The organism is Acinetobacter rudis (genome assembly GCF_031157835.1).
GTDB lineage: Bacteria > Pseudomonadota > Gammaproteobacteria > Pseudomonadales > Moraxellaceae > Acinetobacter > Acinetobacter rudis_A.
The window spans coordinates 1-24492 of record NZ_JAVIDR010000027.1 but is presented as its reverse complement, the minus strand read 5'-3'; the positions used below and the strand labels follow the sequence as shown (position 1 = coordinate 24492).

The 24492-nt window shown below is 40.5% G+C and carries 26 protein-coding genes and 1 riboswitch; of the genes, 12 read left to right on the top strand and 14 right to left on the bottom strand.

What is annotated here, in order from left to right; all coding sequences use genetic code 11:
• The first annotated feature begins 12 nt into the window (after positions 1 to 12).
• Both RFH42_RS15765 and RFH42_RS15760 read left to right on the top strand, forming a co-directional pair.
• Positions 13 to 555: a glutathione peroxidase gene (locus RFH42_RS15765; RefSeq protein WP_308976815.1), complete on the top strand. Its 543-nt coding sequence runs from the start codon at positions 13 to 15 to the stop codon at positions 553 to 555.
• Between the two features lie 160 nt (positions 556 to 715).
• Positions 716 to 1264: a hypothetical protein gene (locus tag RFH42_RS15760; RefSeq protein WP_308976813.1), complete on the top strand. Its 549-nt coding sequence runs from the start codon at positions 716 to 718 to the stop codon at positions 1262 to 1264.
• A gap of 83 nt (positions 1265 to 1347) precedes the next feature.
• Here RFH42_RS15760 and RFH42_RS15755 read toward each other — a convergent pair whose 3' ends face one another.
• The 10 genes from RFH42_RS15755 to RFH42_RS15710 form a co-directional block, all read right to left on the bottom strand.
• Positions 1348 to 1767, bottom strand: a complete 420-nt coding sequence (locus RFH42_RS15755; RefSeq protein WP_308976810.1) for a F0F1 ATP synthase subunit epsilon — start codon at positions 1765 to 1767, stop codon at positions 1348 to 1350.
• Between the two features lie 17 nt (positions 1768 to 1784).
• The gene (gene atpD, locus RFH42_RS15750; protein WP_016654740.1) at positions 1785 to 3179 is read right to left on the bottom strand and encodes a F0F1 ATP synthase subunit beta; all 1395 of its coding nucleotides are present in this window, start codon (positions 3177 to 3179) and stop codon (positions 1785 to 1787) included.
• 26 nt (positions 3180 to 3205) lie between these two features.
• Positions 3206 to 4075 carry a F0F1 ATP synthase subunit gamma gene (gene atpG / locus RFH42_RS15745; protein WP_308976809.1) on the bottom strand — a complete coding sequence of 290 codons (870 nt, stop codon included), beginning with the start codon at positions 4073 to 4075 and terminating at the stop codon, positions 3206 to 3208.
• 85 nt (positions 4076 to 4160) lie between these two features.
• Positions 4161 to 5705, bottom strand: a complete 1545-nt coding sequence (atpA, locus tag RFH42_RS15740; protein WP_308976807.1) for a F0F1 ATP synthase subunit alpha — start codon at positions 5703 to 5705, stop codon at positions 4161 to 4163.
• A gap of 47 nt (positions 5706 to 5752) precedes the next feature.
• Positions 5753 to 6289, bottom strand: coding sequence for a F0F1 ATP synthase subunit delta (locus tag RFH42_RS15735; protein WP_308976806.1), 537 nt, complete (start codon positions 6287 to 6289; stop codon positions 5753 to 5755).
• 12 nt (positions 6290 to 6301) lie between these two features.
• On the bottom strand, positions 6302 to 6772 hold the full coding sequence (locus RFH42_RS15730) for a F0F1 ATP synthase subunit B (protein WP_016654736.1): 471 nt from the start codon (positions 6770 to 6772) through the stop codon (positions 6302 to 6304).
• Positions 6773 to 6811: 39 nt separating this feature from the next.
• Entirely contained in the window at positions 6812 to 7057 is a 246-nt protein-coding gene (atpE, locus tag RFH42_RS15725) for a F0F1 ATP synthase subunit C (protein ID WP_016654735.1), read from the bottom strand.
• Between the two features lie 83 nt (positions 7058 to 7140).
• Positions 7141 to 8016, bottom strand: a complete 876-nt coding sequence (gene atpB / locus RFH42_RS15720) for a F0F1 ATP synthase subunit A (RefSeq protein ID WP_308976805.1) — start codon at positions 8014 to 8016, stop codon at positions 7141 to 7143.
• Positions 8017 to 8121: 105 nt separating this feature from the next.
• Positions 8122 to 8520 carry an ATP synthase subunit I gene (locus RFH42_RS15715; RefSeq protein WP_308976804.1) on the bottom strand — a complete coding sequence of 133 codons (399 nt, stop codon included), beginning with the start codon at positions 8518 to 8520 and terminating at the stop codon, positions 8122 to 8124.
• A 170-nt stretch (positions 8521 to 8690) separates the two neighbouring features.
• The gene (locus RFH42_RS15710) at positions 8691 to 9533 is read right to left on the bottom strand and encodes a metal ABC transporter solute-binding protein, Zn/Mn family (RefSeq protein WP_308976802.1); all 843 of its coding nucleotides are present in this window, start codon (positions 9531 to 9533) and stop codon (positions 8691 to 8693) included.
• 138 nt (positions 9534 to 9671) lie between these two features.
• On the opposite strand from RFH42_RS15710, the gene RFH42_RS15705 reads away from it, so the two are divergent.
• The 4 genes from RFH42_RS15705 (at position 9672) to RFH42_RS15690 (ending at position 12898) form a co-directional block, all read left to right on the top strand.
• Positions 9672 to 10169 carry a transcriptional repressor gene (locus RFH42_RS15705; RefSeq protein ID WP_308976800.1) on the top strand — a complete coding sequence of 166 codons (498 nt, stop codon included), beginning with the start codon at positions 9672 to 9674 and terminating at the stop codon, positions 10167 to 10169.
• Entirely contained in the window at positions 10151 to 10933 is a 783-nt protein-coding gene (gene znuC / locus RFH42_RS15700) for a zinc ABC transporter ATP-binding protein ZnuC (protein ID WP_374990844.1), read from the top strand. The genes RFH42_RS15705 and znuC overlap by 19 nt, the downstream gene beginning before the upstream one ends.
• 3 nt (positions 10934 to 10936) lie before the next feature.
• Positions 10937 to 11737, top strand: a complete 801-nt coding sequence (gene znuB / locus RFH42_RS15695; RefSeq protein WP_308976798.1) for a zinc ABC transporter permease subunit ZnuB — start codon at positions 10937 to 10939, stop codon at positions 11735 to 11737.
• 240 nt (positions 11738 to 11977) lie between these two features.
• Complete coding sequence (locus tag RFH42_RS15690; RefSeq protein WP_308976796.1) at positions 11978 to 12898, top strand: Dyp-type peroxidase; 921 nt, start codon at positions 11978 to 11980, stop codon at positions 12896 to 12898.
• Between the two features lie 62 nt (positions 12899 to 12960).
• Here the strand turns inward: RFH42_RS15690 and RFH42_RS15685 are convergent, their stop codons facing one another.
• Together RFH42_RS15685 and phoU are read right to left on the bottom strand one after the other, a co-directional pair.
• Complete coding sequence (locus tag RFH42_RS15685; RefSeq protein ID WP_308976794.1) at positions 12961 to 13905, bottom strand: 3-hydroxyacyl-CoA dehydrogenase NAD-binding domain-containing protein; 945 nt, start codon at positions 13903 to 13905, stop codon at positions 12961 to 12963.
• Between the two features lie 118 nt (positions 13906 to 14023).
• Entirely contained in the window at positions 14024 to 14749 is a 726-nt protein-coding gene (phoU, locus tag RFH42_RS15680) for a phosphate signaling complex protein PhoU (protein WP_308976793.1), read from the bottom strand.
• Positions 14750 to 15286: 537 nt separating this feature from the next.
• Between phoU and RFH42_RS15675 the strand changes: the two genes are divergently transcribed.
• The 6 genes from RFH42_RS15675 (at position 15287) to gluQRS (ending at position 21641) form a co-directional block, all read left to right on the top strand.
• The gene (locus RFH42_RS15675) at positions 15287 to 16339 is read left to right on the top strand and encodes a hypothetical protein (protein WP_308976791.1); all 1053 of its coding nucleotides are present in this window, start codon (positions 15287 to 15289) and stop codon (positions 16337 to 16339) included.
• A 46-nt stretch (positions 16340 to 16385) separates the two neighbouring features.
• Positions 16386 to 16515: riboswitch (TPP riboswitch) on the top strand.
• Positions 16516 to 16610: 95 nt separating this feature from the next.
• On the top strand, positions 16611 to 18494 hold the full coding sequence (gene thiC / locus RFH42_RS15670) for a phosphomethylpyrimidine synthase ThiC (protein WP_308976790.1): 1884 nt from the start codon (positions 16611 to 16613) through the stop codon (positions 18492 to 18494).
• An 81-nt stretch (positions 18495 to 18575) separates the two neighbouring features.
• Entirely contained in the window at positions 18576 to 19205 is a 630-nt protein-coding gene (locus RFH42_RS15665) for an NUDIX domain-containing protein (RefSeq protein WP_308976788.1), read from the top strand.
• A gap of 1 nt (position 19206) precedes the next feature.
• The gene (cpdA, locus tag RFH42_RS15660; protein ID WP_308976786.1) at positions 19207 to 20004 is read left to right on the top strand and encodes a 3',5'-cyclic-AMP phosphodiesterase; all 798 of its coding nucleotides are present in this window, start codon (positions 19207 to 19209) and stop codon (positions 20002 to 20004) included.
• A 206-nt stretch (positions 20005 to 20210) separates the two neighbouring features.
• Positions 20211 to 20738: an RNA polymerase-binding protein DksA gene (gene dksA / locus RFH42_RS15655; RefSeq protein WP_308976784.1), complete on the top strand. Its 528-nt coding sequence runs from the start codon at positions 20211 to 20213 to the stop codon at positions 20736 to 20738.
• Between the two features lie 24 nt (positions 20739 to 20762).
• Positions 20763 to 21641 (top strand): tRNA glutamyl-Q(34) synthetase GluQRS, encoded by an 879-nt coding sequence (gluQRS, locus tag RFH42_RS15650; protein WP_308976783.1) that lies wholly within the window; start codon positions 20763 to 20765, stop codon positions 21639 to 21641.
• An 85-nt stretch (positions 21642 to 21726) separates the two neighbouring features.
• On the opposite strand, the gene ftsW is transcribed toward gluQRS, so the two are convergent.
• Together ftsW and murD are read right to left on the bottom strand one after the other, a co-directional pair.
• Complete coding sequence (gene ftsW, locus RFH42_RS15645; RefSeq protein ID WP_308976782.1) at positions 21727 to 22920, bottom strand: putative lipid II flippase FtsW; 1194 nt, start codon at positions 22918 to 22920, stop codon at positions 21727 to 21729.
• Between the two features lie 19 nt (positions 22921 to 22939).
• Positions 22940 to 24292, bottom strand: a complete 1353-nt coding sequence (gene murD / locus RFH42_RS15640; RefSeq protein WP_308976780.1) for a UDP-N-acetylmuramoyl-L-alanine--D-glutamate ligase — start codon at positions 24290 to 24292, stop codon at positions 22940 to 22942.
• Positions 24293 to 24492: the final 200 nt, after the last annotated feature.

The window sequence follows — 24492 nt, the reverse complement described above, 5'->3', positions numbered from 1 at the left end:
CAGCAGATCACTATGCAGTCAATCTATAACATTCCTGTTACGACCATTACAGGTGAACAAATCAATTTGAACCAATACCAAGGACAGGTTTTACTATTGGTCAATGTTGCATCAAAATGTGGATTAACACCACAGTATGAAGGACTAGAAAAACTGTACCAAGCACAAAAAGACCAAGGTCTACAAATACTTGGATTCCCTGCCAACAACTTTTTAGCACAAGAACCAGGCACGAATGAGGAAATCCAACAGTTTTGCTCATTAACATATGATGTTCATTTTCCACTCTTTGCTAAAATTTCAGTTGCTGGTGAAGATAAACATCCACTCTATGAAACTTTAATTAAAGCTATTCCAGAACGTATTGGTGAAGGCCCTTGGTGGAAAGATTTAGTTGAATATGGTCTCACTCCAAACCCAGTTCCAGAAGTACTTTGGAACTTTGAAAAATTTTTAGTGAATAAGAGCGGGCAAGTTGTAGCACGCTTTGCACCTGATATTACTGCTGATGATCCGCGTTTGTTGCAAGCGATTGCTGATGAATTAGCAAAATAAATGTGATTTATTGACTACTCTTAGCTGCTAAATCTAATGATATAAGGGTAGTCAATGTCCTTCTATAAAACACATAACTGTTATAAGTTTGCAACATCTATTTTTTTATTCTGAGTTCAGTTCTATAGTGGTAAAAATTTAGAATTTAAAGATACAATTTATGAAGCAACTTTTTCATCTTCGCCATGTTTCCATTTTACTTTTAGGATTTACACTCAGTCTTGCAGGTTGTAGCCCCCAATCTGATGAATCTAAGGCACAAAACAATGCCGAAATCTCCGACTCTAGTGAGACTTCAGACACTAAAAATGGCAACATGTTGTACATCGTGAGTGATGTCGCTGAAATTAAAAATAATACCAACAACTATTTTGAGCAAATTAAACAAGGTCAAGAAAACCTACAGCAGGCTTTACAAGATAATGACCCATCTAAAGTAAGTACAAGTATTACTGCACTCAAAAAGCAATTCACTCAAATGAATCGAGATTTAGATAAGCTGAAGCTGAAGAGCACAGAGGTCGATCAAGTCCGTCAACAAATGATTCGAACCAACCAACAGCTTCTCGAATCTTCAATTTTTAATGGCGAAATGGACTTAAGTCAGGAAAACCTAGATCAAGTACAACAGCAATTAAATAGTCTGCAAAATAATATCTTAGAATTAGGCGTGCTTTTAATTCCTAAGAGTAAATCTTCAGATTCCTAATCAAGCACCACATTAACATCATTGTAAAAATATCAGCATAAAAAAAGCCACCCAAAGGTGGCTTTTTAATCTTAAACAATACCTTATTGGGCACGGTTCTTGATTTTGCGGATTGTTTCCAGCTGAGCAGCAGTTTCTGCAAGTGCAGCCAAAGCAGCAGCAGAGTCCAAATCGCTCTTTTGATTTGCAAGCAATTGTTCAGCATTTTTACGTGCTTCAATAATTGCAGCTTCATCTAAGTTGTCAGCACGAATTGCAGAATCTGCAAGAACAGTAACAACATGCGGTTGAACTTCTAGAACACCACCAGATACATAGATTAATTCTTCTGTACCATTTTCAAGCAGAACGCGAATTGCACCCGGCTTAAGTAAAGTTACAAGTGGAGCATGTCCAGGCATAATACCTAACTCACCACCCGCACCTTTTGCGATAAGCATTGTCACAGTGCCTGAGTACAAAGACTCTTTAACACTTACAACATCACATTGCATAGTCGACATGAGATGATCTCCTTAAATTAGAGTTTCTCAGCTTTAGCAATTACTTCGTCAATACCACCAACCATATAGAACGCTTGTTCTGGGATGTGATCGTATTCACCAGCTAGAAGACCTTTAAAGCCACGAATTGTTTCTTTAAGTGGTACAAGTTTACCAGGAGCACCAGTAAACACTTCAGCTACGTGGAACGGTTGAGAGAAGAAACGTTGAATCTTACGTGCACGGTATACAGTAAGTTTATCTTCTTCAGCTAACTCGTCCATACCCAAGATCGCGATGATGTCTTTAAGCTCTTTATAACGTTGCAGTACGTTTTGAACCGAACGTGCAATTTCATAATGCTCAGCACCAACCACTAATGGGTCTAACTGACGTGAAGTAGAGTCCAATGGATCGATCGCTGGATAGATACCAGAAGATGCGATGTCACGGCTCAATACAACTGTTGCATCTAAGTGAGCAAATGTAGTTGCAGGAGATGGATCCGTTAAGTCATCCGCAGGTACATAAACTGCTTGAATCGATGTGATCGAACCAGACTTAGTAGACGTAATACGCTCTTGAAGTACACCCATTTCTTCTGCAAGTGTAGGCTGATAACCTACTGCAGATGGCATACGACCAAGAAGTGCAGATACTTCTGTACCCGCAAGTGTATAACGGTAAATGTTGTCGACGAACAATAGAACGTCACGACCTTTACCATTTTCGTCTTTCTCGTCACGGAAATATTCAGCCATAGTCAAACCAGTTAACGCTACGCGTAAACGGTTACCTGGTGGCTCATTCATCTGACCGTAGACCATTGCTACTTTGTCAAGAACGTTAGAATCTTTCATTTCGTGATAGAAGTCATTACCTTCACGAGTACGCTCACCAACACCAGCGAATACAGATAAACCACTGTGCGCTTTAGCGATGTTGTTGATCAATTCCATCATGTTTACAGTTTTACCAACACCGGCACCACCGAACAAACCAACTTTACCACCTTTCGCAAACGGGCAAAGTAAGTCGATGACTTTAATACCAGTTTCTAAAAGGTCAGTAGAAGCTGCTTGTTCAGCATAAGAAGGTGCTTGACGGTGAATCGGTAAACGCGCTTCAGTAGCAACAGGACCAGCTTCGTCGATTGGGCGACCAAGAACGTCCATGATACGGCCTAAACAAGCTGTACCTACAGGTACAGAAATAGGTGCACCAGTATTTGTTACGTTAAGACCACGTTTAAGACCTTCTGTAGATCCCATTGCGATGGTACGAACTACGCCATCACCAAGTTGTTGCTGAACTTCTAAAGTAGTTTCAGTACCGTCAACTTGGAGAGCGTCATAGATCTTAGGAACGCTGTTGCGTTCAAACTCGACGTCGATAACCGCGCCGATGATCTGAATGATACGACCGCTACTCATTGCTGTCTCCTCAATTCAAAATAATGTTAAACGGCAGCGGCACCGCCAACGATCTCAGAAATCTCTTGAGTAATCGCGGCTTGACGCAGCTTGTTATAAATGAGTTGTAGGTTCTTAATAAGCTCACCTGCGTTATCTGTTGCAGCTTTCATTGCAACCATACGCGCAGACTGCTCACAAGCGATGTTTTCAATCACACCTTGATAAACCATAGACTCGATATATCGAACCAATAAACCATTTAATAGCTCTTCAGCTTCTGGTTCATAGAGGTAGTCCCAACCGTATTGACGGTTAAGATCATCACTTGTTTCAGCTTCAGCTAAAGGAACAAGTTGCTCGATTTTTTGATTTTGAGTCATGGCATTGACAAAGCCGTTTGACACGAGATAAATACGATCTAATTCGCCTTTATCAAATGCGTCTAACATCACCTGTACAGAACCAGTTAACTGTTCAAGACTCGGAGCATCACCAATATTGGTTGTTGCGCCAAGTACTTTACCGCCGTAGTTTTTAAAAAACGAAACCGCTTTTTGACCAATCAAAGTAAATTGAACTTCAATTGACTGCTCTTGTTGCTGCTGTACGTGTTTTACCACTTTTTTGAACAAGTTAATGTTCAAACCACCAGCAAGGCCACGATCCGAAGAAACAATAATATAGCCAACGCGTTTTACAGGGCGTTCAACCATATAGCGATGTTTGTATTCTGGATTCGCTTGAACCAAATGAGCAATTACACGGTGCATATTTTCGGCATACGGACGGCCCTGAGCCATGCGCTCTTGCGCACGACGCATCTTAGAAGCTGCTACCATTTGCATCGCTCGAGTAATCTTTTGCGTGCTCTTGATACTAGCTACTTTGGCGCGAATTTCTTTTAAATTTGCCATACGCTTAACCTAGTATTCGAAAGCCCTTTCGAGCTTCCGAAGGTTGATCCGTGAACCAAACCCTAACTAACAACTTAAATTGAAATTAGTAAGTTTGAGTCGCTTTAAAGCTTTCAATACCTGCTTTAATTGCAGCTTCGATGTCTTTGTTGTAATCACCAGATGCATCGATTTGTTGCATTAACGCAGCATGTTCTGAACGGAAGTAAGAGATTAAAGCAGCATCAAAGTCTACAATTTTCTTCACTTCAACGTCAGCCATATAGCCTTCGTTAGATGCATAAATTGAAACAGCTTGGTCAGCGATTGAATATGGAGCATATTGTTTTTGCTTCATTAATTCAGTTACACGTTGACCATGTTCAAGTTGCTTACGAGTTGCTTCATCAAGGTCAGAAGCGAACTGAGCAAATGCTGCCAATTCACGGTATTGCGCCAAAGCAGTACGGATACCACCAGACAATTTCTTGATGATCTTAGTTTGCGCAGAACCACCAACACGAGATACAGAAATACCCGCGTTCACAGCAGGACGAATACCTGCGTTGAATAATGATGTTTCAAGGAAGATCTGACCATCAGTAATCGAAATTACGTTTGTTGGTACGAATGCAGATACGTCACCTGCTTGAGTTTCAATAATAGGCAATGCTGTTAATGAACCAGTTTGGCCTTTAACTTCACCTTTAGTGAATTGCTCAACGTAGTCAGCAGATACACGAGAAGCACGTTCAAGTAGACGTGAATGAAGATAGAATACGTCACCTGGATACGCTTCACGACCTGGTGGACGACGAAGAAGTAATGAGATTTGACGATAAGCAACTGCTTGCTTAGACAAGTCATCATAAATGATCAATGCATCTTCACCGCGGTCACGGAAGTACTCGCCCATTGTACAACCAGCATATGGAGCAAGATACTGCATCGCTGCAGGATCTGCTGCAGCAGCTGCAACAACAGTGGTGTACGCCATAGCGCCAGTTTCTTCAAGTTTACGTACTACGTTTGCAATTGTTGATTGTTTTTGACCAATCGCAACGTATACACATTTGATACCTGATTGTTTTTGAGCAATGATCGCATCGATCGCCATTGCTGTTTTACCTGTTTGACGGTCACCAATGATCAACTCACGCTGACCACGACCAACAGGAATCATTGTATCTACTGATTTATAACCAGTTTGAACAGGCTGGTCTACTGATTGACGCCAAATTACACCAGGTGCTACTTTTTCAACAGCATCTGTAAGTTTTGCATCAATTGGACCTTTACCATCAATTGGGTTACCCAAAGCATCTACAACACGACCTAAAAGTTCAGGACCAACCGGAACTTCTAATACACGGCCTGTGCAACGTGCTTTTTGACCTTCTTGAAGGCTTAAATAATTACCTAAAACGACGGCACCGACTGAATCCTGTTCTAGGTTCAGTACCATACCAAATAAGCCGCCGTCGAATTCGATCATTTCACCGTACATTGCATCCGCAAGGCCGTGAATACGCACGATACCATCAGATACCATAACAATGGTACCTTCAGTTTTCGCGGTCGCGCTGGTGTCCAGATCGCCGATACGCTGTTTAATGAGCGCACTGATCTCGGATGGATTCAGTTGTTGCATTGCGCTATACCTCAATCTTTTATTAGTTCAGTCTTCATTCAAGCCAATTAAGCAAGAAGACGTGTCCGCATTTTTTCAAGCTTGTTAAGCGCAGAATCATCTATCACTTGGTCGCCTGCACGAATAACAACACCAGCAATCAATGCTGGGTTTACTTTGACGCTTATGTTTACAACACTGTTGAAGCGTTTTGCCAACGCCGCACTTAGTGTTTCAACTTGCTCAGCGGAAAGTTCCATTGCTGATTCAATTTCAACGTCAGTTGTATTGTTGTTTTGCAGTTTAAGCTGTTCAAATTCTGCAGAAATTTCAGGCAGTAAAGCGAGACGATCATTGTCAGCCAGTAAAACTAAAAAGTTTGATACTGCTGGACTAAGATCATCACCTAAAAGTTTTGCAAAAACACTTACTTGTTCAGTAGGTGTCAGCTCAGGGCGATTTAGATAAGCTGAAAATGCTTCGTCTTGCACCGCAGCACTGAGCACTTGTAACGCATTCGACCAATTGTCAGTTGCACCTTGCTCAGAAGCGAAAGCAAATGCTGCTTTGGCATACGGGCGTGCCAACGTCAAGAGTTCAGCCATATTTCGCCTCTCTTAAAGTTTAGCAGCCAGCTGATTCAGCATGGCATTATGAGCTTCTGCATCAACTTGTTGGTTCAGAATTTTTTCTGCACCAGCAACTGCAAGAGCAGCAACTTGTTGACGTAATTCTTCACGAGCAGTGTTAATCTCTTGATCAACTGATTCTTTAGCTTGTTGACGAATACGCTCACCTTCAGCAGATGCTTGAGTACGCGCTTCTTCAATCAATTGAGCCGCACGACGGTTCGCTTGTTCGATCAATTGACCTGCTTGTGCTTTAGCTGCATCAATTTCTTGCTTAACTTGTGCTTGCGCATCAGCAAGATCAGCTTTCGCTTTTTCTGCAGCATTTAAGCCATCAGCGATACGACGCTGACGCTCACTAATCGCATTGATTAGTGGTGGCCATACAAACTTCATGCAGAATGCGACAAAAATCGCAAATGCAATTGCTTGGCCAATCAATGTGAGGTTGATATTCATTGCAAATTCCTCAATGGTTTAATTTAGGAATTAAGCTGATTAACCTACAAATGGATTTGCGAAGATGAAGAACAAACCAATACCAACGCCGATCATAGGTACAGCATCTAGAAGACCCGCGATTAAGAACATACGAGTTTGAAGTTGTGGAGCCAATTCAGGTTGACGAGCAACAGCTTCTAGGAAACGACCACCTAAAAGACCAAAACCAATTGCAGTACCTAGAGCACCAAACGCGATTAAGATAGCAGCTGCAATTGCAACAAGACCAAGACCTAGTTCCATGATAATTCCTCAGAGGTTAGGTATATACCAATTTAAATTTAAAAATTTATACCTAACCATCCTGTGATAGTTAGGCAATCCCATTAATGTTTTTCGCTTGCCATGCTTAAATAAACAATAGTAAGCATCATAAAAATAAAGGCTTGCAGGGTGATAATCAAAATATGGAAAATCGCCCAAGGCACAGACAACGTCCATTGGATCCACAACGGTAATAGGGCGATCAAGATAAAGATCAACTCACCCGCATACATATTACCGAAAAGTCGGAGCGCCAATGAAATTGGACGTGCAAGGAAAGTAACAAGTTCCAATAGCAAGTTGAATGGAATCAACAATGCTTTAAGAACTGGATTCTTAGGGTTGAATGGATTAAGCGCCAATTCACCAACAAAACCGCTAATACCTTTTTCACGAATACTGTAGAAAAGGATAAGAGCGAACACAGAAAGAGACATCCCTAATGTGACGTTCGGATCTGTTGTTGGTACGATTTTGAAGTACACACTATGTGGATCCATACCAAATACATTGCTACCAATAATAACAGCAAGATGTGGAATGAAATCTACAGGGAGCAAGTCCATCAAGTTCATGAGGAAAATCCACACAAAAATGGTGAGTGCTAGTGGTGCAATCAATCGTGATTTACCGTGAAAAGTATCACGTACGCTTGAATCTACAAACTCGATAATCATTTCGATTGCAGACTGGAATTTAGTAGGAACGCCAGCATTTGCCGCTTTCGCTACAGCCCAGAATAACAAACAGAAAATTAGACCTAAGCCTATAGACCAACCCATTGAATCCAAGTGAATCGCAGTGAACCCCATCTCTTGAGCTTCTTTCGCAGTTTCAGCCAACTTCCATGTACCATCCGGCATCTTGCCGTAAGTCATGTTGGTCAAGTGATGCTTGATATACTCAGTTGATGTAAGGGCATGTTCTTCAGCAGCCATAAATCACACCTGGTCAATGTCAAATACAAAACTGGAGTTCGTTGATGTCAGTTCATGCATGATATCTCACCAACTCCAAAAAAAACTTTTCAATTTCTGCCCGCTTTACGCTCGTTTCTGTTGTCTGGATATGCAATACGGCGCAATCCATGACATGCTTTGTACGAGTATAAAACCACCAAATAACGCTACAGCAGACAACGGTTTGACGTTGCTTAAAATCAAAATAAATCCCACGACCACAATAGCAAACTTTCCGATCAATCCTCGATACATGTTCGAGAGGATTTGGCGCGATGCCTGTGCCCCTGCACTGCGAAAGGACTGCCAAGAAAAATAACAACTTGCAAGCCAACATACAAAAGCACCTAAAGCAGCGCTTAAAGCGGCATTTGCATCTTTGACAATCCAAGCAATAAATGCGGCAATCGGGATCATGAATGCTTGTAAAAAGACCAAAGCTTTCGCCAATCGTCGGTCTATCAAGCGATTAGGTCGGCTCATTTTTTATCTACTCACAGCATCGCTGCTTGACAAGTTTTGCTGATGATCGTTTTAATCGTGGGCATTATAGAGTTACCCCCCTAAACATGCAATCTTTTCCCGACCTTAGTCGAGTTTTTTTAAGCAATTCAGCCTTAAGCTAGCATGATAATTTCAAATAAAAATTTTCGTTATTTCTGCATCTTATTAACACAGCCAATAACTTTATTCGATAAATCTTGCCATGCACGAAGGAAACTTTGATCTCGAGTGAGATTTTCATCTACAGATTGGAAGACGGTATTACCCAACTTTTGGTATTGGCTAGCACTCACACTCGCCTCTGCCAATAAGCACATTGTCTTGTAAGTTTTGTTATCATTCAGATACTTAATCTGGCCAACAGTTGGCGCTACATGTGGATCTTCAGTTAAAGCACCAGCAAATTTAAGATTTAACGGACGTTCTAAATATTGGTATGCATCATGATATGCCCAATAAGGTTTCGCATTTGCTGAGGCATTTACTTTTTGTGCCATCAAATTTAGCTCTTTCGCAAATTGGCGTGCATTTGCCCAATATGCCTGCTTATACTTTGGATACTGCTGTGATCGTAACGCCGCAATAAAAAAGCCAATACGAATCGCATTATTCGGATCAAGCCATACATGTGTATCAATAGTATTGTGTAATGCACTACCACGACTGTTCCGAAGTGGTAAGGTTTGAATAATGCCTGAATCAAGAATAGAGATCGCTTTTTTATTTTGGCTAAAAACACGTTCCAAAGGTGCTTCATGTGCTTTACCTAACCAAATAATCAATTCAGCATCTTGTATCGCTTTTCGATTTGCAGGTGTTAACTGTACATCGTGCCCAGTTTGTTTATCTAATAATAGTTTTGGTTCTTCAATACCTTGCGTTACATGCTTTGCTATTAAATAGATTGGATGCGTAGAGATCAACAAAGTTCCCTGTGCCCATGTTGGAACACTAAATAAGAGACTAAGAAGCAGCGCAGCAAAGCGTGACATAATTAAAACACCAAGACATTTTTCATGTTATATTATAACAGAAGTAAAAAAACACCTATGCCCATTACAGCATTTATTGCGTGATTTGTGGTTTTATCTTTGATTTTACATTAGTTATTTCTGAGTTTTGAGGTTCTTATGAGTCATTGTTTAGATGGACATCATGAAACACTACATGGCGTACATGATCATCTGGATACAGCCAGTCGTCTTGCTGAGGCCGAACAACTATGTACTGCTGTTGGTGCAAAACTCACACCATTACGCAAAGAAGTCCTTGAACTCATTTTGAATGCCGCCGCACCAGTTGGAGCTTATGATTTATTGGCTCGACTAAAAAGTAATTCTGAACGCCCAGCAGCACCACCTACTGTTTATCGAACGCTCGATTTTTTACTTGAAAAAGGTTTAATTCATCGCCTAACATCAATCAATGCCTACATTCCCTGTTGTCATCCACGTGAAGGACATCAAGCAGCATTTCTAATCTGTACTGTTTGTCAAACAGTAAAAGAAGGTTCATCGCCAGGTTTAACACAACAGTTGGCTTTACTTGCACAGTCTGATCAATTCAACACACATCATAGCATTATTGAAATTTCTGGAATATGTCAGCAATGCAGTCAACGCACCTAAGCCCTCCCCCATTATTAGAACTCAAAGGTATCAATGTTCGTATTGATGAGCGTGATATTCTAAAAAACATCGATTTTACCTTACAGCCTAAAGAGATTGTGACACTCATAGGCCCGAATGGTGCAGGAAAGTCGACATTAATTAAAGTTATTCTAGGAATTATCAAGGCCAGTTCTGGTCAACGTATTTTAAAAGACAAACTCAAACTTGCTTATGTGCCACAAAAATTTAATCCATCACAAAGCATGCCATTACGTGTTAAGGATTTACTCAACCTAGAAACATGTGATGCCACAATTAAGTCTGAAATTATTCGTGATACAGGCATTAGTAAATTACAAGACTCCAAGGTTCAACAACTATCTGGTGGCGAACGTCAACGTGTTCTATTAACTCGAGCCTTACTACGTCAACCAGATGTTCTTGTACTTGATGAACCCATGCAAGGTTTAGACATTCAATCAGAGGCTGAACTGTACAACTATGTGAGAAGCCTACCCGAACGCTATGGATGCTCTGTGCTAATTGTCTCTCACGATCTACAGTGGGTCATGCAAGGAACTCAGCGTGTTATTTGCCTTAATAAACATATTTGTTGTAGTGGTTTACCAGCTCATGTGCAGCAAGATCCAGCCTATTTAGCTCTATTTGGACAACAACGTGTCTTTTATCAACATCATCACGATCACTGTGGTCACGGCGATAGTGCTGTTAATTGTCAACACGACCCTCGTCCACACATTCACCCTGAAGCGGAAAGCTAAATTATGATGGATTGGTTAAATTTATTATTACCTGCTTGGTTGATGGGAACACTCTTGGTTTTTCTCACAGCACCTTTAGGTTGCCTAATGCTTTGGCGTCGTATGTCTTTTTTTGCAGACACCATGGCACATGGCACTTTACTTGGTGTCGCGTTAGCAGCAGCATATAGCTTACCAATGTGGTTAGGTGTTGCTTTTTTAGCCGTCATTTTGGTAGGTATCTTATCCTTTCTCCATGACCCTCGTTTACCAAACGATGCGCTGTTAGCCTTATGTTCTGCAACTCTGCTTTGTGCTGGCCTTTTATTTATTCAACAAATGCCAAGTTTAAGACCTGAATTATTAAGCTATCTATTTGGTGATCTTCTCACTATTGAATGGGCTGATTTACCTGTATTTGCACTAATTATTCTGATATCAGTGATAATCTTGATTCGCTCTTGGAAAGCTCAAGTACAAGTTGCCATTGATCCAGATATTGCAGTAAGTGAAGGAGTTAATGCGCAATGGCAAAGACTCATTTTCATGTTGTTATTGGCATTATTTACTGTACTTGCATTGCGTGCAGTAGGTTCATTGCTCATGGGCGCACTCTTAGTCATCCCTGCCCTTAGTGCTCGCCTAATTGCACAATCACCAAAACAGATGGCAATTATTGCCTTTGTATTGGCTCAAGGCGCAGTAAGCATTGGTTTATGGTCAAGCGCACTCTTAGACATTTCTACTGGGCTAAGTATTGTACTCTGCATGACTTTAATATTTACCACACTATTTATAGTGCAAAAAATAAAGTCTTACCTCTAATCACACCCGAATTAAAATGATGACGCTTAACTTTAGATTAATTCAACCCATACTAAAGTTAAGCACAGTCCCACACTTAACTTGTAATCAACATTAAAACCGCATTCTAAGAATCAAGGCTCGATTTAAAAAAAAGCCCTTGATATGATCTATATATTGAATTTATTCAACATAATCCTTAGCCAATTACATCATTATTAACAGAATATTTATTCATTGTATTTATGGAGTCACCTAGAAATGACAGCCCAGTCGGTAATCCTACCTCAGCCATCTAGTCATGCTCGGTTTATTGTATTAAACCTAAATCAGCTTTCAATCGAACAATTGAAGCAACAACTAAATACTTTACAAAGCACTCGTGATCGTCTGAATGGGCAATATCGTGATGCAGAAGTTAAGCTCGCTATTGCCTTTGGCCCCCAATTATGGGCACAACTCCATACAGCAGCTGTTCCTGGTTTTAAAGCACTCAACGCTATTCAAGGTGCTTTTAATATGCCAGCAATTGAAGCAGACCTACTCATTCATATTGCCAGTGCACGTGCCGACCTATGTTTCGCACTCAGTCAAAGTTTCTTCACAGGCATTGAAAATCAAATTGAACTACTCGATGAACGTGTTTGTTTCCGCTATATGGACAGTCGTGATTTAACTGGATTCATTGATGGTACGGAAAACCCACAGTTCCCAGATGATCGTGCAGAAACGGCATTATTGGGTCAAGACGCAGGGATCTTTGCTGATGGCTCATTTGTATTTGCACAGCGTTATGTTCATGATTTAGATAAATGGCAACGCCTCAAAGTAGATGCCCAAGAAAATGTTATTGGTCGTTCAAAATTAGAAAGCATTGAAATGGATGATGAAACCAAACCAGACAATGCACATATTGCGCGTGTTGTCATTGAAGATGAGGCTGGTGAGGAGATGGAAATCTTGCGGCACTCGCTCCCTTATGGTGATGGTCAAGGTGAAAAAGGTTTATTCTTTATTGCTTATACTAAAAACCTCAGCATTATTGACCACATGTTAGAACATATGTTTGGTACAACAGGTGATCACATTCATGACCGTTTACTCCATTTTGTTAGCGCAGTTGATGGCGCGTATTACTTTGCACCAAGCCAAGAATTACTCGATGAAATCTTAGTAAACTAAATGTTCAATTTAGATCATATGGTATTTACCTTATGATCTAAAATACCTAATTTAGCCAACAGCTAATCTAAATGTAGTTGTTTACGCATTGCTAAAATTTCAACCAATGCTTGATCTCGCTGTGCACGCAAATCAACATCCCCCAAACTGCTCACATACATTTGCATTTGCTGCTCCAGCTCTGCCACTTTAGGTTCTGTTAATTCATATTCATGCATATCCTGCCACCATGAAGTCATCGGTGGGCCCAAATGATGCATGGCAGCCTTAAAGCCATTCTGATTTGCCAGCTGCATATTTAAATAAGGGCCATAAATTGCCCAGCGCAACCCTGGACCGCTACTCACTGCAATATCAATATCTTTGGCATCACAAACGCCTTCTGATACCAAGTAAAAAGCTTCACGCCATAAAGCAGATTGTAAACGGTTTGCAATATGTCCTTTGATTTCCTTTTTTAGAATAATGGGTTTCTTACCCAATTGGAGATAAAAATCATAGCCTGCCTGCACGGCTTCAGTACTGGTCAACTCACCCCCAACCAGTTCCACCAAAGGTAATAAGTGTGGTGGATTAAATGGGTGGCCTAAAATTATTCTTTCTGGATGCTGACAACCCTGCTGAAACTCAGTCACCTTTAAACCCGATGAACTAGAAGCAATCAGCGTATCTGCGGGACAATACGCAGTAATCTTTGCATAAAGATCACGTTTAAGCGCTAAACGCTCAGGACCACTCTCCTGAATAAAATCTGCATCTTTCACTATACGTGCCAAATCCGTTGAAAAACTTAGCTCTGACATCAGCTGTTCAAGCTGAAGCTCTTTTTTTTGTTCTAACTCAAACAAATCCTGCAAATAAACCTGTACACGTTGACGTAAATTATTCTCTGCATCTACTGCTGGGTCATAAGCATTTACACGAAAACCCTTATAAAGAAAAAAAGCAGCCCAACTTGCACCAATAGCACCTGTGCCAACGACTGCAACTGTTTTTACATTACTCATATCATTCCCTTTTGTAATACAAAATCCACTATAAGCATATGTTAAAAAAATAGTTTTCAGTGGAATTTTGCAAAAAAAATGGCTTACCGAAGTAAGCCATGATTTATATACCTAGGAATTAATTTCCTTTTTGTACTTTTTCTTCAATTTCTTCCACACTGGTATGACGTACATCTAAGCCTTTAGCAATATAAATCACTTGCTCAGCAATATTACGTGCATGATCACCAATACGCTCCAAAGAACGTAGCACCCACATTACATTAATCACACGGGTAATATGACGTGGATCCTCAATCATATATGTCATTAAAGTGCGTGTTGCCGACTGATATTCACGGTCAATATCTGCATCTGCAAGTAAAACTTTCAATGCCTGTTCTGCATCAACACGAGCAAAGGCATCCAATGCTTCGTGAATCATCACACGAATTTGATTGCCAATGTGGCGTGTCTCGACATAACCACGAGGTGACTCACCTTCTTCACAAAGTGTTTGTGCAATACGAGCAATTTTTACTGCCTCATCACCAATACGTTCAAGATCAGTATTGGCTTTACTCATTGCAATTACCATACGTAAATCGATCGCAGCAGGATGGCGACGCGCCAAAATCAGTGTTAATGCTTCATCAATATCACGTTCATATTGATTGACAACATTATCTTGAAACTGCACATCAATCGCGAGGTTCGCATTGGTATCAAGCAATGCATGAACCGCATTCGCCACCTGCTGTTCAACCAAACCGCCCATTGCCATAAATTTGGTATTCACAGCGATTAGCTCTTCGTTGAACTGCGAAGAGATATGGTGATTTAAAACAGGATTATTTGGATTCAAGATCAACGCTCCACAAGCAGCGATTAATAATAAGGAAATAGCGAAACAGATTTACACGGGGGCTATTTAAGCATAGTGATTGTGAATTATTTATGACAAAGCACTAACTTTCTACACTGTTAACGATGAAAAATGAGCCATCCGATCATTGGCTACATTCTGCCACCCCAGCCCAATAAAGTGATTTTTAACACGTTATCCATATAAAGTGAATGATATTTCAAACTAATGCGCAAAAACCACTGAAATCCAGCATTTAATTTTTATTCAATTATTTATAATAAAAACACACAATTTTAATCATGCACCAATATAAACACTGCATCAACTTTCACTTACATTACAAATCATACAATATTCGTAGCATATCCCTTACTGACTATTTTGTTTAACTAATTAAGAATTACAGGATTATCTCAACAATCAAAGTCAAATGCAGATATGAAACCATCGAAACATCTACAAAATTTTTTAATACTTGTATGTTTCATCTCTATTTCATTTCTCGCGTTCCTCTTTCCAACATCACCAGCAAAAGTGACACAACCATTAACTAGCAGTGAACACAAAGCCGTAGTGGCAAGTACAGATCTCAATGTTATTTGTCAAAATTTAAAGACAGATATGCAGCAGATTAACGCCCAGCGCACCACACTTGCACTACAACAAATTAATCAACAAATCCAAGTTTGTCTGCCTCACATTAACTTTCAGGAACAAAAACAACTGATGCAGCTTTCAGATCAAATGTATCAACAATTTCTCATGGTTGATCGTACACCTGAGCAGCAAAAGGCTTTTGTTTACTATATTTCCAATCAAGCCCAATACCCAACAATTCAACAAAACAACTTTGAGAAATTAAATAGTCGTGATCAATACCTGATTCGTCATCACTCTCAGGCTTATATCGACATCATACAACTAGATAAAGGACAAGTATTGTATAGACGTCACCCACTGTATTTGGCGAAAATTTTTGCTCCTTATTTACCAGAAGCAGAGCGGCACTTTATTAATGAATTAGCTAGCCAAAACTTACAACCGCTTTGGGTTGAAGGTCACTTAAACATCACGGCCAATGAGCTGGCTCGACGTGCACTGTTTTGGCAGACTTATCTTGATAACTACCCTAAGGCCGCCTATAGCCAAGATGCACGTTATCTCTCGCACTATTACAGCCAATTATTGTTTGAAGGTGGGAAAAATAGCCCTATTTCCGAACAATTTGCTGGGCAAGATGACATTCAGCCAGACATGCTCGAAGAAATTAATCAACTTGCAGAACAAGAAAATGGCACACTCAGTCAACAAGCTCAGTCTTTTTTAAAGTTCATCGAGCTTAGTCCTGAACAAAGACCGCAAATTCCGTCATCACGTCCAATGGCGATTGGACATTCTCAATCTAAGGTCATCAATCAACTTGAGGACTATATTGGTTTACAACGTCTTCCGTCTCGGAATTGCTTTATAGATGCCATTTGTCACAATGACTTCTCCCCAAAGCCCAAACCACAAACTCATCCAACATCTGTTGATATTGCTTTTAAAAAGCACACATCAAGTACACCTTCACAGTCGATACATTGAGCATATTTATCCGACTGGTAAATACCAAAAACTATGTTAACATCAAGTCAGCTTGACGGAGCGCGAGTAAACCTCGCTGAGATTGAACCAACTCAACTAAATTGCTGAGTTTAAGTCCAAGTACCGTTGAACCTGATCAGGGTCATACCTGCGTAGGAATCAAGCCCACTAAAAACCATAGCCAAAGTTATTTTAAATAACTAGCCTGATAGGATTAGTCCCTGTTTTTAGGCGTGCTTGATTCGTTGATGTATTTCATAAGGATCATGCAATGAACCAATTAACGAATCTTTCACCTGAAGATCTTTCTGCTCAACACGAACAAGACGCTAAAGATCTTACTCGAATTCTCCCCGCTTCAAAAAAAGTATATGTCCAAGGTTCACGCCCAGACATTCAAGTCCCTTTTCGTGAAATTAGTCTTACCGATACACCAACAGGCTTAGGTGGTGAAATCAACCCCGCTATCATGGTGTATGACACCTCTGGTGTTTATACTGATCCTAATGTTGAGATTGATCTTAATCAAGGACTACCTAAAATCCGTGATAGCTGGATTGCAGAACGTCAAGATACTGAACTATTAGCTGCTTTAAGTTCGAAATTCGGTCAAGAACGTTTGAAAGATATTCGTACTGCCGACATTCGTTTTGCGCAAATTCAAAATCCACGTCGCGCGCAAGTAGGTAAAAACGTGACGCAAATGCATTATGCCAAACAGGGCATCATTACCCCTGAAATGGAATATATTGCAATCCGTGAAAACCAACGCCAACGTGAAGGTATTGACTGTCGTCAACATGCAGGACAAAACTTTGGTGCAAAAAATCTAACAGAAATTACCCCAGAATTTGTACGTCAAGAAGTCGCTGAAGGGCGTGCTATTATTCCAGCAAACATCAACCATCCTGAAATTGAACCCATGATTATTGGGCGTAATTTCTTAGTCAAAATTAATGCCAATATTGGTAACTCAGCCTTGGGTTCCAGCATTGATGAAGAAGTTGCCAAGATGACATGGGCAACGCGTTGGGGTGCAGATACCATTATGGATCTATCTACGGGTAAAAACATTCATGAAACACGAGAATGGATTATCCGTAACTCTCCTGTACCTATTGGTACTGTACCAATCTATCAAGCTTTGGAAAAAGTAGATGGTGTTGCTGAAGATCTCACTTGGGAAATTTTTAAAGACACGCTAATCGAACAAGCAGAGCAAGGTGTGGACTACTTTACTATTCACGCTGGTGTATTACTTCGTTATGTTCCACTCACTGCAAATCGCTTAACCGGTATTGTATCGCGAGGTGGTTCAATCATGGCACAGTGGTGTTTAGCGCATCATCAAGAAAACTTCCTATACACGCATTTCGACGAAATCTGTGAAATCATGAAAGCTTATGATGTCTCATTTAGCTTGGGTGATGGTTTACGTCCGGGTTGTATTCAAGATGCCAATGACGAAGCTCAATTCAGTGAACTACGTACTTTGGGTGAACTTACACACCGTGCTTGGAAGCATGATGTACAAGTGATGATTGAAGGTCCTGGGCATGTACCAATGCACATGATCAAAGAAAACATGGACTTACAACTTGAAGTTTGTCAAGAAGCTCCTTTTTATACACTAGGACCACTCACAACAGATATTGCACCAGGTTACGATCATATTACCTCTGCTATTGGTGCTGCCATGATTGGTTGGTACGGAACAGCTATGCTCTGTTATGTAACCCCTAAAGAACACTTGGGTCTACCCAATAAAAAAGATGTCAAAGACGGTATTATCACATACAAAATTGCAGCCCATGCCGCTGACTTAGCTAAAGGTCATCCTGGTGCTCAAGTACGTGATAATGCTTTATCTAAAGCACGTTTTGAATTCCGCTGGGAAGACCAATTTAATCTGAGTTTAGATCCTGACACTGCACGCAGTATGCATGATGAAACAATGCCAAAAGAGGCACACAAGTCTGCACACTTCTGTTCAATGTGTGGTCCTAAATTTTGTTCTATGAAAATCACCCAAAATGTTCGTAATTATGCTGACGGTTTACAGCAAGCAGCTCAAGCTCAGGAAGCCGAAACAGGTATGCAAAACATGAAGGAGATGTACCACGAACAAGGACAACAATTGTATCGAAAAGTATAATTTTTAAAAAAATCTGTTGTCTTCCCATTATTCTAAGTTAGGATGAGATAAATATATTTCATCCTCATCACTTAATTTTTTATGGGTATTATTCACAACGCAAGCTTTGGACGCAACGACGTAACCATTGAGAAAACCGAAACTATTTTTAAAGGGTTTCTTCATATTGAACGTGTAAGTTTGCGTCATCGCTTGTTTGATCAAACAGAATTTGGTCCTCAACTTACACGCGAAATTGTACATCGTAAGCAAGCGGCTGGTGTAATCCTTTATGATCACCAACAACAAAAATTCGCGCTTATTGAACAGTTCCGTATTGGCGCAATTCAGGACTCCACATCTGCATGGCAACTTGAAGTCATTGCAGGCATTCTCGATGGCGATGAAACTGCAGAAGACTGTATCCAACGAGAAGCAATAGAAGAGTCTGGCTGTCAGGCGCATAATCTCCAACACCTCTTTAGTTTTTATCCTTCAGCTGGTGCATGTGATGAAATTTTTCATCTTTATAGTGCATCAACCACACTCCCACTGGAAGGAGGTATCTTTGGACTAGAAACAGAAGGAGAAAATATTAAACTTCATATTATTGATTATAAGCATCTTGACCAACTGTTAAATAGTCAACGTTTACGCAATGCTCCAGTGATTATGGCACTACAATGGCTTAAACAGCATTTGTTAACAAGCAATATGTTACAAGGAGAGTAAAGTGCCTTCCTGTATTCATAAAACTCAAACCTTAATTCAGATCACAGATACTCACTTAATGGCAGACCCAAACTCTGTCTTCCTGAATTATTCACCTGAAGAAACGTTTCATGCAGTGATCCAAGATATTCAACAGCGTTATCCAACAGCTAACGCTCTTTTACATACGGGTGATCTTGCTCAAGAATCGATAGCTGATACTTATCAGCGTTATCTAGACCATGTTAAAAGTATGCCCTACCCATGCTTTCAAATTCCTGGTAACCACGATAACTTACAACTATTCCCCTTTAATACACCATTGCCCCAACCCGGTATTATTGACCTTGATCCATGGACAGTGATCTTACTCAATAGTGCGGTCAAAAATCATATTGATGGCATGATCCATAGTGAGCAACTACAACTCTTAGAACAATCTCTTACTCAATATAAAGACAAATTTGTGATTATCGCTTGCCATCATCACCCGATTGATATGTGTTCGCATTGGATTGATCAACACAAATTAAAAAATGCTGTCGAATTACAGCAAATTTTCCTAAATTTCGATAACATCAAGATGGTACTTTGTGGTCATGTACACCAAGACTCGCTCAACCTGTGGAATGACATAGCATTTTTCTCTACGCCTTCTACATGTGTGCAATTTAAACCTCGACAAAAAGAATTTACTTTAGATCAAATTGCTCCTGGCTACCGCAGTGTATTACTCCACTCAGATGGAACATTTAGCACACAGGTCCACCGTGTTGACTGTATGCTCCCTACAATTGACCCAACAATTTGTGGTTACTAGCTTTTATTTTTTATCAATTTAGATTACTTTATTCGACCTACAGAAGCTGGAAATTGAATTCTAAGCTTCATGGCTTTCATCTTTGTAGAAAACTCTATATGATGACGCCCCCGATAGATTAATTTTCTATGGGAAGCAATAATAAAACTTGCATATCACCATACTTTTTGCGTAATGACATACGTATATGATGAGGATTTCCCTTTATGGCGAATGACAACCAAAACCAAGTCTTGGAAGAAAACATCGAAGTGCTTGATGGCGATAAGACTAAACGTGCTCGTAAAACCAAGTCGCAAACATTGGACAGCAGCTCTACAGCTAGCCTTTTTGGTATTGCACCTTATCAGCTCAAGAAAAATGAAGAATACATGTCCGAAGGGCAGCTTGAACATTTCCGCCAAATTCTCTTGGCTTGGAAAGCTGAATTAATGTCAGAGGTTGATCGTACTTTAAACACCATGCAAGACGAATCATCTGCTCTACCAGATGTAAACGATCGCGCTACTCAAGAAGAAGAGTTCGCAATCGAATTACGTACACGTGACCGTGAGCGTAAGCTGATTCGTAAAATTGAGCAATCCATTGAAACCATCAAAAATGATGACTATGGCTTTTGTGAAACATGTGGTATTGAAATCGGTCTACGTCGTTTAGAAGCACGCCCAACTGCAACACTTTGTATTGACTGCAAAACACTAGCAGAAATCAAAGAGAAGCAAAATAACGGCTAATTTCAACGTATAAAGCCTACTACGATGGTCAATACATCATCCACATATGTGGGCCGGTTCGCACCTTCGCCAACCGGCCCATTGCATTTTGGTTCACTGATTACTGCTGTCGCAAGTTATTGCGATGCAAAAGCACATGCTGGCCAATGGCTTGTTCGAATTGAAGATACGGATATCCCTCGAATTTTCCCTGGTAGTGAACAGCACATTCTCAGCTGCATTGATGCCTTTGAATTTGAACCTGATGCAGAGATTATCTTTCAACGTGATCGATTAGATCTCTATCATGTAGTCTTAGAACAACTCCAGCAGCAAGGCCTAACCTATGCTTGTCAATGCACACGTAAAATGCTTGGCTCAAACCATATTTATGCAGGAACTTGTCGCAATCTAGGACTTGATTTTGAGAATAATGCAATTCGTCTTATTGTTCATGATCAACTCATTTCGTTCGTAGATATCTTACAAGGCCCTCAAAGCTCCAACCTATACAATGACTTGGGCGATTTCGTATTAAAACGTCGCGATGGCATTATTAATTATCAATTGGCCGTAGTTGTAGACGATGCAATGCAAGGCATCACACATGTTGTTCGTGGCGCAGATTTACTTGACAATACAGCTCGACAAATTTATCTGCGGCAATGCTTAAAATCACCCCAACTACACTATATGCACCTGCCACTTGCAATGAATGCCCAAGGACAAAAACTTTCTAAGCAGAATCTAGCACAAGCACTTGATCTCCAACACGCTAGCACAGATCTACAGCATGCTCTACAAGCACTAGGACAAGCGCCTGTAGAGCTTGATCGACCAGCCCGTATGCTTAAGCAAGCAATTGCACAATGGGACCGCCATTTAATTCCCCATGGCCTCACAATTACTGGTACTTATAAATAGAAAAAAGCACAGTGACTATAGCCCTGTGCTTTTCATTTCATGCCGTACTTTATTATTCAATAATGCTGTAATAAAGCACGACTGATCAGAAATTAGATTGCTCTTTGTTTGGGTTAACCACACGTGTAGTTGCATCAATTTTTAAAATGAAACTCACCATCACAGCACACGCAATCAAAGATGAACCACCATAACTAATAAATGGCAAGGTCAAGCCTTTGGTAGGAAGCATTCCCATATTCATCCCAGCATTCACTAAAATCTGTAATAGGAAAATAATACTAATCCCATATGCAAGGTAACCAGCGCGAAGATACTGGTTTTTCAAGGCACGATGACCAATCCGAATACAACAAGCTAACATGGTAAAGGATAAGATCATAACCACAGCAATACCCAAGAAACCAAATTCTTCACCAAAAATGGCCAACATAAAATCTGTATGTGCCTCAGGCAAATAAGACATTTTTTGGATACTATGCCCCAGTCCAACCCCTGTCCATTCACCACGCCCAAAAGCCATGAGTGCATTAGAGAGCTGATACCCAGAGCCTAATGGATCTGCCCAAGGATTAGAAAATGAGGTTAAACGCTCCAAACGATAGGGCTCTAAAACAATGGCCAAAATCAATGCGCCAATCACTGCTAAAAAGGCAACGGCAAACTGAATCATTGGTGCACCAGCGAGAAAAAATACGCCAATCATCATTAAGACAATCACAGCAGTTGCACCCAAGTCAGGTTCAAAAACGATCAGCACAATAGTAATGATCATAGCCCCTAACAAGCGCCCAAAGCCTTTTAAGCTATTACGCACTTCATCTGCACGGCGTACAACATAATCTGCAGTAAAGATTGCCATCACCACCTTAGCCACTTCAGAAGACTGTAAGGTAAATCCAGCCAATCGAATCCAACGTTTAGAACCATTGACCTCTGTACCAACAACAAGTACCAAAGCCAATAAGATAATTGCCACTAACCATAGCAAAAATGTGTGTTTAAACCAGGTTGTAAGCGAAACTTGATATACAGCGAAAGCAACCGCAGAAGCCACAACAATAGAAATTGCGTGACGAACTACGTAATGAAATGGATTTTCATGTAGCCCCTCAGCGTAAGGCATAGAGGCCGAAGCCACCATAACTGTTCCGATGCATAGTAAAGCCATAACACAGAACATCAGCACATTACGTGTACTAAATTCTGCTGGAAGCTTAGGCTGTACTTTCTCAAATATTTGATTGATTTTATTTATGGTTGTCTCTAAGCCAGCCATGTTTTATTCCTTCTTATGTTTATTGTTCCGCTAAACGATGTACCAGTTCAACAAACTGCTGACCACGTTGCTCATAACCTTTGAACATATCAAAGCTTGCACAGGCAGGTGATAATAACACCACATCATTCGGTTGTGCATTTTGCTGACACAATGCTACAGCCTCAGGCAGACTTTCTGCATGTTGAAGATCGCAACATCCTTCTATAGCTGTCTCAATCAATTTTGAGTCTTCACCAATCAATACGACGGTCTTAACATATTGACTCAGCGCATCACGAATGACACTAAAATCCTGACCTTTGGCTTGTCCACCCAAAATCATCACCAATTTGGCTTGTTTCGCTTCAATCGCAGCACCTAGACCTTCAATTGCCGCCAAACTTGCACCAATATTAGTACCTTTAGAATCGTTATAATAGCGTACTTGATTAAGTTCTTTAACAAACTGGCAACGGTGTTCTAAGCCTTTAAAATGTTTTAAAGTTTCAAGCATAGAGTCCATTGCCAAGCCAATTGCCTCACCTAAAGCCAAACACGCTAACGCATTCGCCAAATTATGCATTCCTTGAATATAAAGCTCAGTACTACAGATCAAACGTTCACGGCCACGAGCCAAATACATACTGCCATCATCAGCACGCAAGATGCCATATTGATTGAGGTCTGGTGCATTTAAGCCAAAGCTTTGTCGTGGGACTTGGTCAGCAATGAGAGGTTGTGTTAACGCATCGTCACGATTGTAGACTATGCGTTTCACTCCTTGGAAAACACGATGTTTTGCTGCATGGTATCCCTGCATATCACCATGACGATCTAAATGGTCTTCGCTCATGTTCAGCACGACTGCAACTTCCGCATTTAAATTAGATGTAGTCTCTAATTGAAAACTAGAAAGTTCTAAAATAAACAGCTCCGGCTGATCTTTAAGTAAATCCAACGCAGGACGACCCAAATTCCCCCCAATCGCTGCCTTCTTACCTGCATCAAGTGCCATTTGGCCCAGTAATGTTGTCACTGTGCTTTTAGCGTTTGATCCTGTAATTGCAACAATAGGAAGATCTGTTGCACGTCGTAATAATTGAATTTCACTAATTACTGGAATCCCCTGTGCCACTGCCTTTTGAATTTCAGGCATTTTAGGATCAAGCCCAGGACTAATAATAATTTCTTCAGCTTGCAACAACAGCGCTTCATCAAAATGGCCAAAAACACGCTGTACATCAGCGGGAATTTGATCTGAACCTGGAGGTGTTCCACGTGAATCAGTGACTGCAACACGGTAGCCTTGTTGATGTAAAAAATTCACTGCTGCAACACCTGAAATACCAAGACCTGCAACAACTTTTAAGCCACCACGTTGTATTAACATTTGTTTTACCCGCCGACAATAATCAAACTGGCAAAATGTTATCACTTTGACATTTTTAATGCTTTTTTAGATTACGCTTTATCGAGTCTTTTTTGTGTCAGCGCGTAAAAAAAACCGCTTAAATGAACTGACCCCATAAAGTTGGACAGTTTTTCAGGCGGTTAAATGAGATTGAGTTCTGTATTCAACTGGACTCAATC

Excerpts from the sequence above, each read along its gene's own strand:
- RFH42_RS15765 (WP_308976815.1), top strand. The coding sequence starts at position 13 with ATGCAGTCAATCTATAACATTCCTGTTACGACCATTACAGGTGAACAA.
- RFH42_RS15760 (WP_308976813.1), top strand. The coding sequence starts at position 716 with ATGAAGCAACTTTTTCATCTTCGCCATGTTTCCATTTTACTTTTAGGA.
- RFH42_RS15755 (WP_308976810.1), bottom strand. The coding sequence starts at position 1,767 with ATGTCGACTATGCAATGTGATGTTGTAAGTGTTAAAGAGTCTTTGTAC.
- atpD (WP_016654740.1), bottom strand. The coding sequence starts at position 3,179 with ATGAGTAGCGGTCGTATCATTCAGATCATCGGCGCGGTTATCGACGTC.
- atpG (WP_308976809.1), bottom strand. The coding sequence starts at position 4,075 with ATGGCAAATTTAAAAGAAATTCGCGCCAAAGTAGCTAGTATCAAGAGC.
- atpA (WP_308976807.1), bottom strand. The coding sequence starts at position 5,705 with ATGCAACAACTGAATCCATCCGAGATCAGTGCGCTCATTAAACAGCGT.
- RFH42_RS15735 (WP_308976806.1), bottom strand. The coding sequence starts at position 6,289 with ATGGCTGAACTCTTGACGTTGGCACGCCCGTATGCCAAAGCAGCATTT.
- RFH42_RS15730 (WP_016654736.1), bottom strand. The coding sequence starts at position 6,772 with ATGAATATCAACCTCACATTGATTGGCCAAGCAATTGCATTTGCGATT.
- atpE (WP_016654735.1), bottom strand. The coding sequence starts at position 7,057 with ATGGAACTAGGTCTTGGTCTTGTTGCAATTGCAGCTGCTATCTTAATC.
- atpB (WP_308976805.1), bottom strand. The coding sequence starts at position 8,016 with ATGGCTGCTGAAGAACATGCCCTTACATCAACTGAGTATATCAAGCAT.
- RFH42_RS15715 (WP_308976804.1), bottom strand. The coding sequence starts at position 8,520 with ATGAGCCGACCTAATCGCTTGATAGACCGACGATTGGCGAAAGCTTTG.
- RFH42_RS15710 (WP_308976802.1), bottom strand. The coding sequence starts at position 9,533 with ATGTCACGCTTTGCTGCGCTGCTTCTTAGTCTCTTATTTAGTGTTCCA.
- RFH42_RS15705 (WP_308976800.1), top strand. The coding sequence starts at position 9,672 with ATGAGTCATTGTTTAGATGGACATCATGAAACACTACATGGCGTACAT.
- znuC (WP_374990844.1), top strand. The coding sequence starts at position 10,151 with ATGCAGTCAACGCACCTAAGCCCTCCCCCATTATTAGAACTCAAAGGT.
- znuB (WP_308976798.1), top strand. The coding sequence starts at position 10,937 with ATGATGGATTGGTTAAATTTATTATTACCTGCTTGGTTGATGGGAACA.
- RFH42_RS15690 (WP_308976796.1), top strand. The coding sequence starts at position 11,978 with ATGACAGCCCAGTCGGTAATCCTACCTCAGCCATCTAGTCATGCTCGG.
- RFH42_RS15685 (WP_308976794.1), bottom strand. The coding sequence starts at position 13,905 with ATGAGTAATGTAAAAACAGTTGCAGTCGTTGGCACAGGTGCTATTGGT.
- thiC (WP_308976790.1), top strand. The coding sequence starts at position 16,611 with ATGAACCAATTAACGAATCTTTCACCTGAAGATCTTTCTGCTCAACAC.
- RFH42_RS15665 (WP_308976788.1), top strand. The coding sequence starts at position 18,576 with ATGGGTATTATTCACAACGCAAGCTTTGGACGCAACGACGTAACCATT.
- dksA (WP_308976784.1), top strand. The coding sequence starts at position 20,211 with ATGGCGAATGACAACCAAAACCAAGTCTTGGAAGAAAACATCGAAGTG.
- gluQRS (WP_308976783.1), top strand. The coding sequence starts at position 20,763 with ATGGTCAATACATCATCCACATATGTGGGCCGGTTCGCACCTTCGCCA.
- ftsW (WP_308976782.1), bottom strand. The coding sequence starts at position 22,920 with ATGGCTGGCTTAGAGACAACCATAAATAAAATCAATCAAATATTTGAG.
- murD (WP_308976780.1), bottom strand. The coding sequence starts at position 24,292 with ATGTTAATACAACGTGGTGGCTTAAAAGTTGTTGCAGGTCTTGGTATT.